Origin of the sequence: Paenibacillus hexagrammi, from assembly GCF_021513275.1 — a bacterium.
GTDB classification, from domain to species: domain Bacteria; phylum Bacillota; class Bacilli; order Paenibacillales; family NBRC-103111; genus Paenibacillus_E; species Paenibacillus_E hexagrammi.
On record NZ_CP090978.1, the window covers coordinates 4,107,795 to 4,126,770 of the forward strand.

15 protein-coding genes and 1 pseudogene are annotated in these 18,976 nt (G+C 43.7%); 1 reads left to right on the forward strand and 15 read right to left on the reverse strand.

The genetic code is table 11. From position 1 onward, the window contains the following. Positions 1–57: 57 nt before the first annotated feature. From L0M14_RS18715 to L0M14_RS18750, 8 genes are all read right to left on the reverse strand, one after another. Positions 58–1,620: an S-layer homology domain-containing protein gene (locus L0M14_RS18715; RefSeq protein WP_235118138.1), complete on the reverse strand. Its 1,563-nt coding sequence runs from the start codon at positions 1,618–1,620 to the stop codon at positions 58–60. 79 nt (positions 1,621–1,699) lie between these two features. Beyond that, entirely contained in the window at positions 1,700–4,819 is a 3,120-nt protein-coding gene (locus tag L0M14_RS18720; protein ID WP_235118139.1) for an immunoglobulin-like domain-containing protein, read from the reverse strand. Further along, complete coding sequence (locus tag L0M14_RS18725) at positions 4,792–5,115, reverse strand: hypothetical protein (RefSeq protein ID WP_235118140.1); 324 nt, start codon at positions 5,113–5,115, stop codon at positions 4,792–4,794. Before L0M14_RS18725 ends, L0M14_RS18720 begins: the two co-directional genes overlap by 28 nt. Beyond that, positions 5,112–6,401 (reverse strand): glycoside hydrolase 5 family protein, encoded by a 1,290-nt coding sequence (locus L0M14_RS18730; protein ID WP_235118141.1) that lies wholly within the window; start codon positions 6,399–6,401, stop codon positions 5,112–5,114. The genes L0M14_RS18725 and L0M14_RS18730 overlap by 4 nt, the downstream gene beginning before the upstream one ends. A gap of 470 nt (positions 6,402–6,871) precedes the next feature. Further along, positions 6,872–9,541, reverse strand: a complete 2,670-nt coding sequence (locus tag L0M14_RS18735) for a glycoside hydrolase family 2 protein (protein ID WP_235118142.1) — start codon at positions 9,539–9,541, stop codon at positions 6,872–6,874. Between the two features lie 41 nt (positions 9,542–9,582). Then, on the reverse strand, positions 9,583–10,407 hold the full coding sequence (locus tag L0M14_RS18740) for a carbohydrate ABC transporter permease (RefSeq protein ID WP_235118143.1): 825 nt from the start codon (positions 10,405–10,407) through the stop codon (positions 9,583–9,585). Between the two features lie 2 nt (positions 10,408–10,409). After that, positions 10,410–11,288 carry a carbohydrate ABC transporter permease gene (locus L0M14_RS18745; RefSeq protein WP_235118144.1) on the reverse strand — a complete coding sequence of 293 codons (879 nt, stop codon included), beginning with the start codon at positions 11,286–11,288 and terminating at the stop codon, positions 10,410–10,412. Between the two features lie 105 nt (positions 11,289–11,393). Then, complete coding sequence (locus L0M14_RS18750; RefSeq protein WP_311198737.1) at positions 11,394–12,704, reverse strand: ABC transporter substrate-binding protein; 1,311 nt, start codon at positions 12,702–12,704, stop codon at positions 11,394–11,396. 589 nt (positions 12,705–13,293) lie between these two features. Between L0M14_RS18750 and L0M14_RS18755 the strand changes: the two genes are divergently transcribed. Then, positions 13,294–14,124 (forward strand): hypothetical protein, encoded by an 831-nt coding sequence (locus L0M14_RS18755; RefSeq protein WP_235118145.1) that lies wholly within the window; start codon positions 13,294–13,296, stop codon positions 14,122–14,124. 16 nt (positions 14,125–14,140) lie between these two features. On the opposite strand, the gene L0M14_RS18760 is transcribed toward L0M14_RS18755, so the two are convergent. The 7 genes and pseudogenes from L0M14_RS18760 to L0M14_RS18790 all read right to left on the reverse strand — a co-directional run. Beyond that, the gene (locus L0M14_RS18760) at positions 14,141–14,653 is read right to left on the reverse strand and encodes a DUF2975 domain-containing protein (RefSeq protein WP_235118146.1); all 513 of its coding nucleotides are present in this window, start codon (positions 14,651–14,653) and stop codon (positions 14,141–14,143) included. A 219-nt stretch (positions 14,654–14,872) separates the two neighbouring features. Continuing rightward, the gene (locus tag L0M14_RS18765) at positions 14,873–15,229 is read right to left on the reverse strand and encodes a nucleotide excision repair endonuclease (RefSeq protein ID WP_235118147.1); all 357 of its coding nucleotides are present in this window, start codon (positions 15,227–15,229) and stop codon (positions 14,873–14,875) included. An 88-nt stretch (positions 15,230–15,317) separates the two neighbouring features. After that, complete coding sequence (locus L0M14_RS18770) at positions 15,318–15,503, reverse strand: DUF3934 family protein (RefSeq protein WP_235118148.1); 186 nt, start codon at positions 15,501–15,503, stop codon at positions 15,318–15,320. A 25-nt stretch (positions 15,504–15,528) separates the two neighbouring features. Further along, positions 15,529–15,969 carry a HEAT repeat domain-containing protein gene (locus L0M14_RS18775; RefSeq protein ID WP_235118149.1) on the reverse strand — a complete coding sequence of 147 codons (441 nt, stop codon included), beginning with the start codon at positions 15,967–15,969 and terminating at the stop codon, positions 15,529–15,531. 150 nt (positions 15,970–16,119) lie between these two features. Further along, complete coding sequence (locus L0M14_RS18780) at positions 16,120–17,340, reverse strand: ABC transporter permease (protein WP_235118150.1); 1,221 nt, start codon at positions 17,338–17,340, stop codon at positions 16,120–16,122. Between the two features lie 14 nt (positions 17,341–17,354). Beyond that, positions 17,355–18,068, reverse strand: a complete 714-nt coding sequence (locus L0M14_RS18785; RefSeq protein ID WP_235118151.1) for an ABC transporter ATP-binding protein — start codon at positions 18,066–18,068, stop codon at positions 17,355–17,357. A gap of 115 nt (positions 18,069–18,183) precedes the next feature. Further along, positions 18,184–18,310, reverse strand: a pseudogene (locus L0M14_RS18790) (RNA polymerase subunit sigma-70); the annotation flags it as partial. Between the last annotated feature and the right edge of the window lie 666 nt (positions 18,311–18,976).

Here is an 18,976-nt window from a genome sequence, read left to right on the forward strand (position 1 = left end):
ATTCTTTCAAAATAAAAATCGACCCCTGCGCATATCTACGCATAGAGTCGATTGTTTTTAACGAGCTTGCAGCAGCTTGTAGATCACTTGGGCGCTTTGCGCTCTCGTCGCCGCTCCTTGAGGCAAGAACACTCCTTCATCCATACCGTTGATTAAACCCACAGCATATGCTTGATCCACATCAGAAACAGCCCAACTGCTAACTGAGCTTTGATCGCTAAACGATGCATGTCCAGAGTCTTGAGATGTTGTTAGCTCTAGATAGCGATAAGCGCGCATGATCATGACGGCCATTTCTTCACGTGTCACCAGTTCATTCGGGGCAAACTCAGTCTGTGAGCGACCGTTGATCAGTCCTTTGTCCGATGCGGCGCTTATATAGGGAGCGTACCAGGCGGAATCTTCTACATCTGTAAAACGAGCGTTTGCCGCTTCCTTCAGCTCAAGAGCGCGCACAAGAATCGCCGCAAACTCAGCCCTTGTCACTTTATTTTCCGGAGCAAATTCCGTGTCCGTCACGCCGTTAATCCAATGCTTGGCAGCCATCGTTTGAATCACCTTATTAGCCCAATACGAAGCTGGAACATCATCAAATGTTTTGGCATATTCCAGTACGGCATATTTACTAAAATGGCTAACGTCCGTTACGAAATCAGCGCCCTCAATGTGACCGCCTATGTACTCAAGTTCTCCGTTATCCGCAACATGATATACGCCAAGCAGATCCTTGCTTGAGTTAGAGTCGTACGTAAGACGCAGCTTTAACGGTTCAGTAAAGGCACTTAGATTCGAAACCTTTCCGTCTTCAGTGAGAATGGATAAGGAGAATTCATAAACTTCACCGGCAGCTTTTACAACGGCTTTACTTCGTTTCGAGCCCTCGTCCAGAAGCTTGGATACATCCTTACTATCCAAAGCAGACATATTCAAAGCAATCTGCGCTTTACTTAATGCTTCAGCAGACACTAGTTGAGTAAGCTGTGTCAAAACAGCCTGCGGAATTCCGACCTGCACATTTCCTTGATGCACTTCAACTTGAACATTGCCAATTGCACGGATCGCATCCGCCGGAAATTGTATTCCTAATTCATTGGCTTCTAAACGAAGCAGCTTACCTCCGCTGCCGTTTGGCATCGGGGTGAGCTGTTTGGCAATTTCATCTGCTGTCACTCGTTTCGGCTGACCCTTGCCAGCGCTTGGAGTTTGCCCGGACGTATTCGATGACGATCCTGGTGATGAAGAGGAGCCTCCCGAGTTGGAACCGCCCGGTTCCGTTACCTGCCCCGATTGCACTTGAAACGTAGTCTTCGCCGTCGTATCTCCCATACCGGCAATAACCGAATATGTTCCAGCCGCCGCATCTGCTGGCAGCGTATAAGCTTTACCCGTTTCATACTCCGCTGCTGTCAGTAGATCTGTTAACATCAAGGATTGATTAGGCCGAAACACTTGGACCAGCACATCACTGGTCATAGGCATACCTTTAACTAGTATGCTTGAACCAGCCGATTTGGTTCCGACAGCCTCAATGGTGATGGAACGGCCTGCAGCTCCAGCAGCTGAGAACGTACTCCATAGAACAGCCGAAGTTAACAGACCAATCATGAGCTTCTTTCGCACATCTACCCCTCCAAATATGTATATAGGATTAATTGCGCGCTGCAGATCATTCACGTATCTGCAGCGCGCACATTTGAAGCTAATGTATCACTGTTTTAACGGAGAGAGAATTAGGCAGTGTGGATATATCCTTAGTCAAGGTATCGAGCACGAACACATAAAGACTATACTGCGTATTAGCCGGATCACTTACATCGAAGTAAGCGGCCAACTGCTCAGAACTCTCAATATCTTTCGATAATGCTACGTAGCTTATCGGCGTATCGCCTTTCATAAGCTGGAAGTACACCACTTCATCCCCTGCATGGTCCGCCCCTCCAGCTGCTCGGGATACATGGACAGATGCACTCAATCCACCTGCACGATCTACAGCGCCTACTGGTTCAATCAAGTACGGCTTCCCCGTTGCCGGTTTCACTGTAACAGTACGAATCACTTCTTCTGCTGCGTTGCCTGCAGCATCTGTCACATTGTAATGAAGCGTATACACACCAGGAACTGATGTATTCACCGTTCCGGTTACCACGATATGAGCTGTCAGATCTCCATCCTGCTCATCCGCAGCTGCAGCACCTGCATCTTGGTACGATGCACCGTATTCCACTTCGACCTGAGCGTCACCATTTAATGTAATCACAGGTTTCATCGTATCGGGCACATCACCAGTTTTGACCAACTCAACATCTTCAACCGCGATCCAGTGGTCACCTTGATCTTTGGAATGGAAAGCAACCGTCAGCTTGCCGCCACGGACTTCCAGATCTGAGATTTTGATATAGCTCCAAGTACCTGTTCCCACAGGCAAGTTTACCTTCTGAGGCTCTTGTCCTTCTACCGTTGCGATCATCTCTGCCGCTTCCTGCCCGCCTTTGGATTTGGTCCAAGCGCGCACCTCGTACCTACCATCAGGCAAATTCTGAACCTCTTGAGATGTTGTCACCTCATACGGCGTATCATTCCAATGAATAAGTCCATAGGTACCTGTACGATGATTGCTAGCTTCCAGCTTAACGATGCCATTCGTAACATCTTCACCACTGGCACCCTTGTTGATCCACGCTTTAGGAAGGATCGGCCAAGCTGTTTCATCAACTGCTTCATCAAAGCTCGCGTTCATCAAGTAGTTGGTCTGCGCTGGGGTCTCACCATCATTATAGGGATTGTTAGGAACATTCACTTCCAAAGTTTGTTCAGCCGATGTTACAACCGTACCGTCAAACAACTCGATAGCGGCCTTTACTTCCTTCGTTCCGTTGGCAAGCTTCGAAGTCGCGTAAGTCCAAGTGCCATCCGGCTGTACAGGAGCATAAAACTTCTGTTTTCCAACCTGAATGCTGACATACTTACTGTTTTTGGCTGTACCAGAAATCGTGTAAGGCAGCGTAGTCACTGCTGACGAAGCCGGATTGATGCTAACTTCCGCGGTCTGAAGATCGCTGGTGAACTTGGCTCCATGAATATCATCCATGTACAGCGTCCCTGAAGAGGAAACGGAATTCTCAGAGCCTCCCATATAGAAGGAAACAGCCGTAATGTTCGTGCTGGAATTCGGACGAGCTGACGTGTCGCTGCTATACCAGCTAGGGTAGCGGAAGGAATCAAACGGCACCAGCATAATTCTAGGGTCCGTGCCTTGAATAACGGCTTTTGTCTCCCAATACTTGCCGCTTGCATCCGTAAATTGAATAGCCAATTCATTATTCGAGCCATCCGGCTGCAGCCAGAATGAGAAGCCATCGTAGCCTGTTAAGTTGAGGAAGTCAGGATTGAAGCTTCCGCCTGCATATCCAGGTCCGGCAAAATTATAATCAATCTTGAAGCCGAAATTCCCCTCAGACTTATGTGTCTTATCCAGCGATACGTCAAATGAACCGCCGCCGGAGTTGCGGCTGAACGCTTTTTGAACGAGTGCATCATAACCGCCGTAGCCTTCGAAATTATCCAGCTTCGATGCATTCGCCATTTTGATATCGTCCAAATAAATGGAACCTGCATTCGCAGTTGCCCCATTCACGCTGCTCACATAAATGGAAAACTCGATTACGTCGCTCATATTAATCGAAGCAGCTCCATACGCATCGATATTCCACTGAGGCTGTACAAAATCGCTGTACTTTAATTCAATAGTAGAACCAGTAGTTCCGCTCAATACCTTCTTAGCTTCCCATACACGGTTGTCCGCTGTCTTGAATTGGAATGCAAGCGCATTTGACGAACCATCAGGTTTCACCCAAGCGTGCAGCGCATCAAAGCCAGCCAGATTGACATGAGCCAATTGTTTCGTTAAACCGGTATACCATTGACTGCTGAAAGCATAATCAACCTTAACTCCATAGCTGCCTTGATTCTTATTCGTCGAATCCAGTGAGATGGAAATATCATCCCCATTCGTGTTTCGGTTGTATTGCACTTTCAGATTCTCATCTAAGCCGTAATCATATTCTCCATCTTCAAACACGTTAGCCGGTGCTTTATCAGTCAGAGGAATCATATTAACCCCATAACCGATTTCAGCTCTGGCAAGAGCCGGTGCCGCCCCGCTGCCTGCCGCCGGATACACCGCTTTCATATAACGAGTAGAAGCCGGCAGAGCGAAATCCGAGTAAATCAGCTTGCTCCAGCCATCTGCCGTAGCCGATTTGCTAACAGCAGGATGCACTTCGGCATAAGTGTCTCCATCAATAGACGCATAGAATTTGATTTCATCATTCACATTCGAATAAGCTGTAAATCGATATGAGTTCATATCCCCATCCGTTTTATATACAAGCTCCGCAGCATTGCTGTCGCTTCTGCCCAGTGTAGAAAGCCCCTCTGTACCGCTTTGACCTGCGACAATTTGCAGATTCGACGATTTCCCTGCATCGAGGCTTGTGAAGCTGTTATCTACGATAAAGCCGTTGCGCTGCAGAGGTGGAACCTCGGCAAAATCGGATCCTGTGTACACATATTCCAATTGAACCTTGTCAATTTGTACGGCGCTGCTGCCAGGAATGCTGAATTTCACATAACGAGTGCCGGCAGGCAAGCTGCTGACTGTGTAATCGTCTCCATTTTTAACAGCTTGAATTTCTTGATAATCGGCATTATCAGGCGATGCATACCAGGTAACCGTTCCGCTGCCTGCAGCCGTCATGCTCACCTTACTGAGTGGAACAGGAGAAGCATAGGTCAGGAAACCTGGGCTGGAAGTGGACACATACGCCTTGTATCAATTCCCAGCTCATTGCCGCTGGCTGCGCTAGTCAGAACATTCGTGGAATGATCATATGCATACACGTTGCGTTTTTCATTATCTTTGTACAATAAGCTGAGCTCATCCGTGATGACATGTGCAGCAACCGTGGTCACCTCATTCGACCAGTCGGAATGACCGGATTCGTTCACACCTCTGACCCGATACTTATACGTATGTCCCGTGATTGCTGTTTGGTCATGATAAGCCGGAGTTCCCGCGCGCCCACCATCGGAGAAGTCGTCTACGACCGTAGTCAATCTTGCCCGTCGGTCGACCGTTGGACTTCGTATCCGGAAGCGCCCACCGAGCCCTGCCATTTGATATCGGCCACAGACGTGATGTCAAACAATACCGGTGCATTCGATGGAGCCGGAATAGCCGGCACCGGCGTTGATTTGGTTACATCGTTTGTATTCATGTAATGCGCATATTTATAGACGGTGCGAATGATATCCTTCTCTCCGTAGTAATCACCGGAAGAAAAGCCAGGCCAGTGATAGGACGCCCAGTTGCCGGGATCTTCATCATGCCAGTAGAAGCCGCCGTCCTCTTTATGCGGACGCAACGACCAGATCATAATGCCGTCCGTTCCATTTTGCAGAGCAGCATTGTATAGCGTTTCTACAGGAGCGGCCGATGTATAAAGCCCGAATTCCCCGAGGATATAAGGCTTCTTGCCGTTTGCTGCTTGCTGGTCTGCATTCAGTTTATCCAGGAAGTTACCGGTGTAAAAATGGTTCCCGACAATATCGATGTTCGGATCATTCAGCGACTCCGCATTTACTGCAAAACGTCCGTCCAGCAGAAGCTGACTCGGCTGTTCTTCCTCCTTAATATAGCGTGCAATTTCCGTTGTCCAGGACTGAGGGAACTTATCCTGATTGTACCCGCCAAGCTCGTTGCCTGTTTCCCAGGCTAGAATGGCTTTATCATCTTTGTACATAACACCTGTGTACGTGTTTACACGATTCATCATGTAATGGATGACTTGTTTGAAGTCGCTGATCACAAGCGGGTCGGTATAAAACTTCCACGCGTCGTCATCGTGAGCCGCATCGTTGCTGATCGTGCCCGGATAGCGGAAGTTCACGTAGCTCTCAATTCCGCCTACCCACTGCCATTGATCGACGAATGGGATGATGACACGGATACCGTATTGATTTGCGAGTGCAAGGAACTTGTCCAGTTTCTTAAATCCTTCTTCACTAAACTGCATCGTACCGTTGCTATCCGGTCCCAACACTAGAGCACTCGACTCATTCGAGTTGTCATATCTTTTCACTGGCGGAACGTATGTCCTCGTTACTTTGCCGCCTATCGCCGCAAACGTGCGGAGCGCATCTTCCTTGGAAAAGTCAGGGTCGAGAATGGCCCCGGGATAATTTAAAGAAGCGAATCGAAAATCCGCATCTCCGTCTTTCAGTTTATCGCCTTGAACAGTAATAAAATTCGAAAATGCACTTTGGTACACTGCGTCCGTCACACTTCCATAAACGTCACTCGAAACACTCTCTTGTGAACTATCTGTACTGGTTTCAGCCATAGCCGGGACTGCTCCTATGAAAGAAAATAATAAACTTGAAATAAGTTCAACTGCTATCATACCGCTTACTAATTTTTTAAATCCGCGCTTCATGTTAATCACCAATCCTCACTTTCATTAGCTTCGATTGATACAGGCCAGCTCTTTGAATTCAATTTGAATCCTATTTAAAACATCGTACATATCGTGCCGAAACGCTGCCTCACCTCTCTTTATCATTACTTCTATTCCCATTAATAGCGCTTTCACAATTTAATATTAATTCATTATTTTTCAATTTTCAATAAAAATATTTACATTTTGTTCAAAACTTTTAATTTATATTTAATTATAAATAATTTAATATTTTCGATTAGTTATATAAGAAAAATAAGTTCGTTCAGTATCAGCACGCTGATATGCCCATTTTATAACTCAAAAAGAGTACTGCCAAAGTCATGATATGACTGAGCAGTACCCTCTTTTCTACTCTATGCCGTTGCAACCGCCACAGATGCAGCTTTTTCAGTTGCATCTGTCTGAGGTACATGCTTATGGCATCCAAAATATAAAAATTCAATAACGGGATTACCATTTATGAAACATTCATCTTTCTTACGTATTTCCGGTTTCGTGAACAGCTCCCCAGACTTCTCCATACAAGTTACCGTCACTTCAAGCTTTTCTCCAGGGAAGATACAATCGTAGGCTCGATCCGCTGTCATCCAATAACGGTCTGTTTGTTCTTGCGGATAGACGAATAACGCAGCTTCAGTTCCGGTATTTGTCACCACAAATACTTTGTTCATGATCTCGCATCCGTCAGGTCCGATTTCAGCAGACTGCACCCACTCATTCTTCGCTTCGACGGTCAACGCAGCCCCATTCATGGAAAGCGCAGGAGCGTAAACATGCTCTTTAACAGTAGACATGACGTATATATTTTCTACGCTGCCTGTCGTTCCAGTTTCCAGATATAGTCTGATGAAGAAAAGACCATTTTCCGTTTGCGGTACCGTGAACTTCAGCTCACCGAGCATGGTTGACCTGCCTCCGGCACTCTCACCTTCGAAGTGCTGCACATGCAGCTCTACGCCGCTGCTATCCAAAACAAGCGCACGCACTTTTGTAAACGCGCTTTTATCATTCCTATGCACAAACACCGGAGCCGCGAAATTCTCCCCCGCTTCATAATTCAGTTTCCTGTAATCCATAGAAACGTGTTCAGGCGCGAATGCCTTTTTCACCCAATAGTACGCCATCTTGGTTTCTTTGTAATAATCGACCAAATTGGTACAAGACACATTCGGCCACGGTTCATTGAGCTGCCAAACGATACTGCCGCTGTTATGGAATTGACGTCTGCGATTCGCCTCCAATATAAACCGCAGCCCTTCAGCCTGAATCCATTGACTGCAGTCCACAAACTGAGGCAAATCAGCAATGGAACCGAACATGTTCATATCCCTGTCGTACGTATCCCACCACTCGCCATGATGACGCCAGACGAAACTATCTGTCATCGGAACCGGATGTTGATGATCAGGACTCAGGAATTTACGAATACTTTTTACCGCGCTTACTCCGTCAACTCCAAATTCACTATGAAATAAGTGATCCGCTTCGCCGTAAAGTTCATAGTGATGCGGGTTATTCTGAAACTTCCAATGACCGTGCACATCATGACTGACACCTTTTTCCGGTGTTATATACTGTACAGGACCTGATGCCGATGTCGGCAAAAACAATCGCTGCGGATCATACTCCGCTACCAAAGCTTTTAAGATCGCTAAGTTCTCATCTTCATAGGTCGATGGTGTATTCGGAGCGCTCATCAGCTCATTGCCTCCGCTCCAAACGGTTAGACACACATGATTTCTGCGGTTTCTGAGCGCTTCAACGGCTGATATCTTCAACAGCTCCAAAAATTCCGGACGCTTGGAAGGAATGTTATCTACACCTGAGCTGGACTGAATGAATTCCTGCCAGATCATAATTCCATAACGGTCGCACAATTCGTATAGGTAAGGCTTTTCAATAATTCCACCGCCCCAAATACGAATCATATTCATATGGGCGCTTTTGGCCAAGTGAACGATCCAGTCGTAACGGCTCTCTGACACATTCCCGTACAAATGATCCAGAGGTGTCATATTAACGCCTTTGATGTAGATCTTTTTACCGTTCACAACAAAGGTATACGGCAATGCCTCCGAGGGGCTATCTTCATTGCTTACATATTCCAGCTTGCGCAGACCGGTATACTGTGTCCAGCTATCAAACTGTCGGGCTGAATCCGACAGCTTGATCTCCACCTTATAAAGAGGCTGCTCCCCATAACCGTTGGGGTACCAGAGTTGCGGTGACGGGATACGAAGCTCGGCAGCAGGGAGCTTTTGACCGGCTTGGATGTCATAGGTGATTTCTCCTGCGGACCCACCTTGAGGGTCTGTCACTTGCAGCGATAACTTTAAATCAGTTGACGGATCAAGGTCCTCCATGTTTGACATAGCGGCAGCGGATACCCGAACAACACCCTCACCATTGTCCATATCTGTCTGAATGTACACATCACGAAGAGAATATTCGTTGTGAACTCGTAAAATCACATCATCCCAAATCCCAACGTTTACGAGTCTCGTAGAGAAGTCCCATTTGTAATTAAAGCGGCTCTTTTGAGTGAAGGTCTCAGAGGTTTTTCCAATTTGAGCCATCTCATCAGGTGCCTGCTTCAGTACAACGACAAGCTCCATATGGTCATGCTGATCAAGAATTTCTGTAATATCAAACACAGCGGGATGATACATCCCTTTGTGCTCGCCCAGGCATTGATTATTTACATAAACGATTGCCTCATAATCGAGCCCTTTAAAAATAAGTTCTACCTTTGAGCCGGAAATCGGCGGGCGTTCAAATGTCGTTTTATATACCCACCAACGGTTCTCAACCCACTCGCAATGCAAACTGTTTAGGTCCTGATAAGGGTTCTGGATGAGCCCCGCTTGATACAGATCTTGATGGACCCCGCCAGGAACGGTCGCAGGCAGCCAATCCGTGACGCCCATCAGCTCCGTACCGATCTCCATACTGCTCCCTTTGACAGGTACCCAAGGCCAGTAACCTTTCACATACCATTTATATTCTCTAAGCGATAGCTCCATTATGTTTCTCTCCACTCTGTAATAATCTCTGCGCGCCAGTATTACGATTTAACCGCTCCGCTTGTCACACCTGAGAAGATGAACTTTTGCAAAACCAAATACATGAGTACAGTAGGAATCATAATGATCAAAATGGCTGCGCATATATAGCCCCACTCGGCTTGGTTGACACCAGCGAATCTCATAATCGAGGTCGAAACGACCACCAGATCTTTTTTTGGCATATACAAATAAGGAATGTACATTTCATTGTAGATATTGATCGTTTTTAAAATAACTAAAGTGGCCGTAGCTGGACCCAACAGCGGAAAAATCATCGTCCGGTAGATGCGGAATAACGAAGCTCCGTCCATCATCGCACTTTCGTCAAGCTCATAGGGAATGTTCGATATAAACTGTAGATAGATGTAGATTTGTATAACATCTGCGCCAATAAACAAGACAATAGGAGCACCTAATGTATTAAACAATCCAAACGATTTAATCATTGAAAAGACAACAACTTGCGTAGTGATGGTTGGAACAATCGTTGCACCTAGGAACGCTAGCATAATCAGCTTTTTACCGCGAAAATCAAATCTTCCCAGCGCATAAGCTGTCATCGTGCCAAGGATTACATTCCCTAGCAGCGAAACCGCGATAATAACGAGCGTATTCGTAAATGCAGTTCCCATACTGGCTCTTTGGAAAACCTGAACGAAATTATCAAAATTCAAAAAGGATTGCGGTAAGGAAAAAGGGTTCGTACTTTCATTCTTGCCCTTAAAAGCATTTACCAATACTACGTAAGGAGGAAAGAGCACGGTAAACGCAGCAAGGAGCAGAAGAATATACTTGCAATAATGCACAACATCAAATTTCTTCAAGGCTAACCCTCCTTCTTGTTGATGACGACATGCTGCAGGCTTAAAATCAAACCGGTCAACACCAGCAAAACAATACTCATCGCGGAAGCTAATCCAAAATTATTGAACTGGAATGCCGTTTCCACGGTTTTGAGCAAGAACGTTTCACTTGCCCCCGCAGGGCCACCCTTTGTTAATACAAATGGCAGATCAAAAATCGCTAGTGCTCCAGTCACAGTAAGGAACATGTTTAATTGAATAATTTTCGTCAGATTCGGTATCGTTAAGTGCCATAGTGTCTGAAAACGGTTAGCACCATCGATCTTGGATGCCTCATACATATCACCCGGAATCGCCTGCAGCGCTCCTAGGTAAATGACCATGTTATACCCCATAAACTTCCAAAATCCAATAGAAGCTAGCGAGAAGTTCACTATGGATTCATTTCCTAGCCAACTCACATGATCTATACCTATAAAGCTAAGTAACGCGTTCAACGATCCGTTGGATGTGTCAAATACGTACTGAAACATGAAAGCTACAGCTACAGCATTCATAATAAAGGGAAGAAACAGCAGGACACGGAACAAATTTCTTCCTCGTAATTTCGAATTTAAAATAACCGCGAATAGAATCGCAAAGATATTTTGAATAATACCAATCAAGACGTAAGGGATATGATGTAGAAATACACCAAACAATTCTGGATTCTTAAAAATTTCCTTATAATTCTCCCCGCCAATCCAGGAGACCGTTTCACTGTAGCCATCCCAATTAGAAAAGCTGAGGTAGATCATTTTAACAGCCGGATAATAGGTGAATAGCCCTAACAGCCCTACTGGCAGAAACAAGAAGCTCAACAATATGACCATTTTTTGTGTTTTATATGTCATTCCACTCATTTTCCCACTCCACTCTTCCGAGGAAAAATTTCTATTATGTAAGCAAAATGGATTACCGGAAGCCCGGATAATCCATTTTGCGCAAGTAGTGCAGCAAATGTTTACTTACCTAAAGCTTTCTTTGCAGCAGCCCATTTTTTCGTTCAGTTTATCAAAATAAGCTTTTGGATCTTTGTTGAGGACGAAATCTTGTACCACAGCTTCTTTAATAATTTGTGCTTTGTTGACAATTTGAGTCATATCGTCGCTGTCAGAAGCTCCCTCGATGTATTTCGCTCCGTAAGCATTAAATTCAGCTAATTGTGCCATTTTAGGCTGTTTGTCTTTAAGAACAGGTATAAAGCCCGCGAAATCATCAAATCCTGAATCTTCAATCATCCATTTCACAAATGCTTTCGCTGTTTCCACGTTCTTGCTATCCTTGTTAACCCCATAAGCCCAATCCGGAGAAAGCGGCGCGTTCAGTTTGCCGAAATTATCGTAAGGGAATGGGAAGTAGCCTACGTTATCTGAAGTAGTTCCACTGCTGATTACTTGCGGAATGACCCAGTTTCCTAGCAGGTACATCGCAAATTTACCGCTTGCAATATCTTTCTTCGATTGTTCCCAGTTTGTGGAGTTAATGTCCGGCTCCAAGTAGCCCTTTTCATGCATTGTTCTAAGTATGCTCATCGATTGACCATAGGCATTATCCATCGCGTAAGGCGCATCGGACTTCACACGATCGTTGTTTAAATTCGGGTTTCCTGAGATCACTTGTGGAATTTCAGAAGCCCAAGGGTACAGTGGCCATTGATCCTTAAAGTTAGACGCAAGAGGTACAATCCCTTTGGCTTTCAACTTTTCACAGGCAGCGTAGAACTCATCCAGCGTTTTGGGAACATCCGTAATACCTGCATCTGCAAACGCTTTCTTATTGTAGACGATTCCAACCGTCGTTGCGCCGGCGGAGATTCCGTACACTTTACCGCCAGTGGCTTTATAATCTTTAAAATAAATTTTATCATTCAAACCAAGGTCATCCAGTGGCGCAAAATATTTCGGAAGATCAGAGTTTGGAATCGTTGGAATCAGCGTAACATCCGGCAAATCACCAGTAGACATACGAACTTTAATGTTCTTGTCATGATCCTGAACGGCCTCGAACTCTACGTCAGCATTCGGATACTTTTCTTTAAACCGCTTCGCGTAATCCACGTACTCTTTGCCGACCATATCTGTGCGGTTGGTTAAGAATGTGATTTTACCTTTGATCTTGTCTGCATTGCTATCAGCCGACTTGGCAGTGGCAGCTGCGCCTTGTGTGGCTTTTGGCGTTTCTGCAGCCCCGTTCTGATCATCTGCTTTGCTGCCGCAAGCTGCTAGGAAGGAAACTGACATCGTTAGTGCTGCCGCTACGGACAAATACTTTTTCATCTGAAATGACCCCTCTCGATTGTGTGATCGCTTACAATATTAAAATACCATATAATTCACTTTAATTCAACATATTTTAATTAGTTTATTTTAAGTGAATTTCAACTTTGTTATAAAGTTAATTAAAACAATATTTACAAGTAAATCCCATCTACGATTACCACTCTATTGAGATTCATGCTAACGGCAAAAAAGCCAACCAGCGTTCCCTGATTGGCTACATATCCGTATATTTTTGATTTCATTAGCACATATCTCCGATATATGCGGTCTATCCGTGCCCCCGTTACGGGAGGCCGGAACTAATTTCTTGGATGGTTTGATTCGGGATTCTACCCCTCGGACATTCAACTTCTTTTCAACTTTTATATAAAATTCAAATTGTATTATAATGGACTAAGCTACTATGGTTCAGCTAACAATACATACATCTATGGAATGCATGTACAATAGGTAACAACATCTAGCACAACGGATTACAACGATTTCATTGGGCAACGCATAACATTTTCTTTAATATTTAAGAGTAACCGTTCAAGGGAAGCATCATCTCTGCTTCCCTTCCAATTATTATACGGAGGTAAATCATATGATTGTAAGAAAAGTGATATTTGCATTCACTATTTCGCTACTCGTAAACGGTTGTTCAAATTTATCACAAGACATTGATGACAGTAAAAATACTTCAACTAATTCAGCAGTTGTAGTTACAAGTAGTTCGGAACTTCCCACAAGATTTAGTTTAGACAGTATAAGAAAAGCCTTTAAAGAATATATCAATTATCGACTATGGTTTTATCCAGATGAAACAGAAAAACAATTTAATTTTGAACCCTATATTGGAAAAGAGATTACAACTGAGGTGCGAGTATATGAATCGAACCCCCAGAACATCTATATTCATACAGAAATAGGAGATTGGTTAGCCAAGATTGTCTACGCAAATGGATTTGTATACTGTGATGGATTTATAAGGCAAGAAGATACGAACATTTACCCTAAAGGGGATTATAAAAAGGTGGATACTTTAAAAATAAAAGTGGAGCCCCCGCATAAGCCGAACTACGGGACTTCTCATCGTAAAGATAAAATGATTCAAGCTGCGGTAGATTACGCAGAACATTTGTGTAAGGATTTTGAAAATGGAACAGAATCGGAATTATGGAAAGACTCCAAAGTTTATATCGTTGATTTTTATGAATATGAGAATGTAATCAACGTTTGGTTTGTTAGACAAGACGGATTTGCTTCGTATACTCCAGTGCAGGTAACTGAGAGTAATAATGAATTTACAACGCAGGGAATAAAAGGTTTCGACATTCCAAACATTCGAAAGTTAGATAAGAAGGATAACGAAACTTATTTCTTCGAGAAACAAATCGGAGACACTATTAAGTCGTATTGCCCGGGTAATACTTGATGCCAGGCACCATTCTTCACGGTCGTTCAGCTTGAAAAATTGGCCCCTCCACTCCAAACAATTCCTCCAGGTAATTTTTTAATGGTTTTTGAAGTGTGTCTACAATCGCCGCGATGATACTTGTTGCCAAAATGCTCATTAGACTTAGTGATATTGGCCCCGCTGCGTCATCACCTGAGATTTTAGAAATCACCTTTAAGCTTACGATCATGAACACAGAGAATAAGATAAATGTAAAAGCACATTTTTTTATAATCTTTAAAGATGTAAGAGATAACTGGGAGAAAGCATTGTTCCTTTCGATATAGGTTAATAGTTTAAATACTTGATACAACGCAACAGAAAACGAAATGCAACATCCATACGCGCATACTAATAGAGGATATATTGAGTAATCCCCACCTGGATGTGCTTTTACATCTTTAATGGTTAACACAGGTATCCAATACATACACAAAATAAGCAATGCAATTCCAATCAGAAAAATAATGACCTTCAGGAAAGTGGTTGAACCTTGTTTACCATTCATATAAAGCACCTCACTGATTTAATGATGAAATGACCTTAACATATTATTTATTGTTTTACAATAAAAAAATGTTGTTTTAAATAATATTATTATTGTTATTATAAAATGCAGCCTTCATACATCCAGAGAATTTGCCTGATTAATGTCTGTGAATCAAAAAAAGCAATATGCAATGACCCATCCGGGTGACAATTGCATATTGCTTTTTCATTGATTCATTTAGTTGAATAAAACCTTGTCTACATTGTATTTGGCCCTGTATGTATTCACGATATAGGTTTCGTAGATTTCTCTTTCAACCGGGTCTTCAACTACACAAACCTCAATTTTTGTTACTTCATTTCTATTGTTTTTGATAGGCGACACTGTATCCTCAAAATGCTTTTTGATTCTTGGGCGCAGCTTCCTTGCTTTACCTACAAACAATAGCTCATCTTTGTTGTTATAAAACATAAAGATGCCGCCCTTTTCCCTGGTAATCAAGTGGAAATCAGTAAAACCGTAAATATGGCTAAGCTCCGGAGCATCCTGCTTCAAAATGGTAACATCCGGTGTAGGAATGGTTATGTTGATCACGTTTGTTCACGTCCTCATTCTATATAGGTCTACATACTATCACAGTCGCCGCGGCAAACTATTCCTTATTTTCTCAATTGCCTCAATACTACTCTTTGGCCTTCTCACTTTTGCTGCCCTCTGACTTTGCTGCGGCTTCCGCGGCTGCTTTAAGTCCCTTGCTCTTATAAGGCTTAGGAGTGCTCTTAGCTCGATTGGCGCTTGCTTGCCAACGGTTCCAGCCCTTTTTATCCGTCCCTCTGCCTGTACCGCCTTTACCCTTTGCTTTACTCATGTGTTCACTCCATTACGTTGTGTATCTACTTCTTCAGTAACGAGGCCCACGTCGCTTCAAGCCATTGATCAAAATCAGCCCCCTTGTCACCTTCGTAAGTATCATAGACATCGCTTCTCATTTTTTGTAACTTCATCTTAAATTCTTCGAACGTATGGCCATCTGGTAAACTCTTCTTAATTCTCACCAAAATTTTACCTGTACCTTTTATCAAGTCACCTATTTTCCTTGATGGCAGCTTGACATCTTCCCCCAATGCCTTGAGCTTGCGATAGGCTGCCTCTTGGATCGGATAAACAGCATCATTGTTCATCAAACGCGTTAGGATATGAATACTTTGTTCATCATTAAATTGACCTAACGCTTCAACTGCTGCCAAACGTTCTCTCCAATTGGATGTTCGATTGGCTGATTTCTTTAATTCTTCGAAATTCTCGGGGATTTCATTCGTAAGTTCAATGTTCAACGGATTTTGGCTCCTTTTTGACTGCTGAAACTATGGATGATAAGTTTCATTGATTAGACTGATGTTACACCTTTTTGGGGATGAATGCCACTCTTTATTGACCATCCTACCAAACATTCTGAAATAACTGGTCTCTTATCATTCACCTGCTCAATACCAACTTGTAAATACAGAAGAAGCCCCATATGCTAGCGGAATTGCAGCTCCGATCATAAGTAACGGCCCCCACCAGGTGAAGAAGGAGATTCCCACACATAAGCTGATTACTATCAGCGCCGGCAGTACTAATATAGGAATTGCAGACTGAAGAGCTTGATGTTTAGCAGTGTCCTGTATAGAAAAAAGCGTCAGAAACGGAGCCGCTAATTCATCTTTACAAAACGATTTCCGCCAAAATACCAATAGACATGCGGCAAGGATCCAAATCGTAATTTTAAGAGCAACTGGCAAAATAAACATAGTTGCGCTGATCGCAGCGACGAACTGTATCGTATACTTCCACTGTGTACCATTTCTAAAAAAGGATTTCGTTAATAGATCAGCGATTCCGCTAACAGCCCCTTTCCCCTTGAACAAGCGCTGCGATTTGCTGAATAAAAGGGGATTCTTCCGTGTTGGTTTTCTTTTTCGCTCAAGAACACGGATTAACATCAACGAGACAATTCGCATCCGCGAATCTCGTTCTCTGGCAATATCTGCGAAGAAGGCACCTTTCTCTTGCAGCCGTATTTTACTTAAGAAGACAACCAGTATCAGAAAAAGAAGAATAACCATCCAGCTATAGAGAGTGGTATGACTAACCTCCTCCACTAACGCTTGATACAAGAAGAATAGTCCCACAAACACTACAATCCTGAGCATCCAAAGCAAAATGCCTTTTAAACGAAGCGCAAGCAATTGGCGAAGCAAGCCTACATTCAGTTTTAGCAAATAAGTAAGCAGCCCTAAACAAATAACTTGTACCACGCTAAAGGAATACGTTTGATTCAATAATGGAAGAAATACGAGCACCAGTATGATCGTCGTGATGCCCTGTAATACAAGTGAGTATCTATAGCCAAGCAGCATGATATGCCGAAACCAATTCTGATTCTGCCTGAGAAAAAGCTGGTCCCCCTCCTCAACAAAGTATCGAATGGTTCCTAGCCAAGTAAATACATAGAAAACCGTTGCAATCATGGACATCGATATGGAGCCAAACCAAGATGGCTGAGCCGCCCACCACGAGTAATATTGATAGCCTGCCAAAATCAACAGAGGAATAACAAAATAGATCGCTATAACCCAATCCACAGCCATTCGCAATGCCCGATACTGAAAATGCCAATCCGAACGCACTCTTCGCGTGAAAACCTGAAAGCTGCTCTTCAAGCCAGTGTCCCCCCTCATAGTAACGAATGGAAGCAGTCGAACAAAGGAGCGTCAGGCATGCCGCATTGCTTCTGTATGTCCTGCAGTGTTCCATTAGCCACCAATCTGCCACCTGAAAGAAGCACAAACGAAGTGCAAATCCGTTCCGCTGTATCTAACACATGGGTACTCATCAGAATGCCTGCGCCGCGCTTGCGCTCCTCGTCCAACATCGATATGAAATCTTTAATCGCTTTCGGATCCAACCCAATGAAAGGCTCGTCTACAATATACACATCCGGTTTATTCAAAAATCCAAGAATCAGCATAATTTTCTGCTGCATCCCTTTTGAAAACTTTCCGGGCAGCTGATGCTTCGCATCCAACAGTCGGAACCGGTGCAAGAGATCGTCTGCACGCTCCAGGAAAACCGTTCGGTCCAGATCGTAGACGGAAGCAGCAAACTCCATATGCTCCCATAACGTCAACTCTTCATACAAAATCGGATGCTCCGGAATATACGCATAGCTTTTCCGTTCACCCTTAAAGGAGATTTCACCCTTAAAATCCTTTAATAAACCAAGGATGCTCTTCATCGTCGTGCTCTTGCCAGCTCCATTAGGACCTAACAAACCCACCAGTTCACCTTGCTTCACATCAAAATGAATCTGTTTAATCGTATCCGGATTTTCATCGTACCCGGCCTGATCGATATGTACTTCTAATACAGCTACTTGTTCTTTGGACATTCATGGTCACGTTCCCTTCTACCTTCATCATATATCACGAATCTTCCCTTTTCCAACCATGTATCCTGAATTATGTATTTCTACCAAATACGATGGGATCTTCATTCTCAATTCAACGAGCCGCTAATGTCGCCAGCTTCAGCTTCATCCCTTTATTCGAAAAAGGATTCGATCGCTTTGATCAATCCGATGGTGCCGATGGAGATCAAATCTTTCAGGTCTTCATTTGTGTTTTCAAATATAGCTTCCTTAGCTTAATATGTATCAGTGCCCGGTTCTTGAAGAATCGAATGACGGCCCGTTCCGAGCATATCTTTTTCCTTATTTTTGACTAGGATCGGGTATCGGTATGTGATCGGTCCGTGTAGCTACTCCGCCGTGCCATAGATCACATGGTAATCCTCGCTCCCCGTGTCATCACAGGACCATGTAAAGTGATAGATGCCGTCACGCTTGAGAACTATTTTAATCCAGTATAGTTAGCAAGAGAGGGAATCACAGCTCGTGAGTGACTGAATTCTTTATCATCTTAGGCACATGTACAGTCAAATAGTTATTAACCCACATAGCATGATTTACGAATAAATATAACCTTCTAAAAGGAAGTGGATTTCAATGTTTTTTATCCCACAACCGCTGGTTTACATGAGGCAACCACAATCTCCTCCACCTGCATTCATTCCCCCAAAACCAGAGATATCATACGTAGTTGACTGTTTATATGAATACACATATGTCTGGCTCTTAAATGGAGACAATTTTTGGTTTTATCCAACTCGAGTAGAATACGGTGAAATTTCAGGATATAGATGGAACGGAGCATTTTGGATGTTTTATGGCATTGATCCAAGAATAATTGATGTCGTTGCTTGCCCCCCAATTCCTACCCTATACTGAAGAGAAAGGCA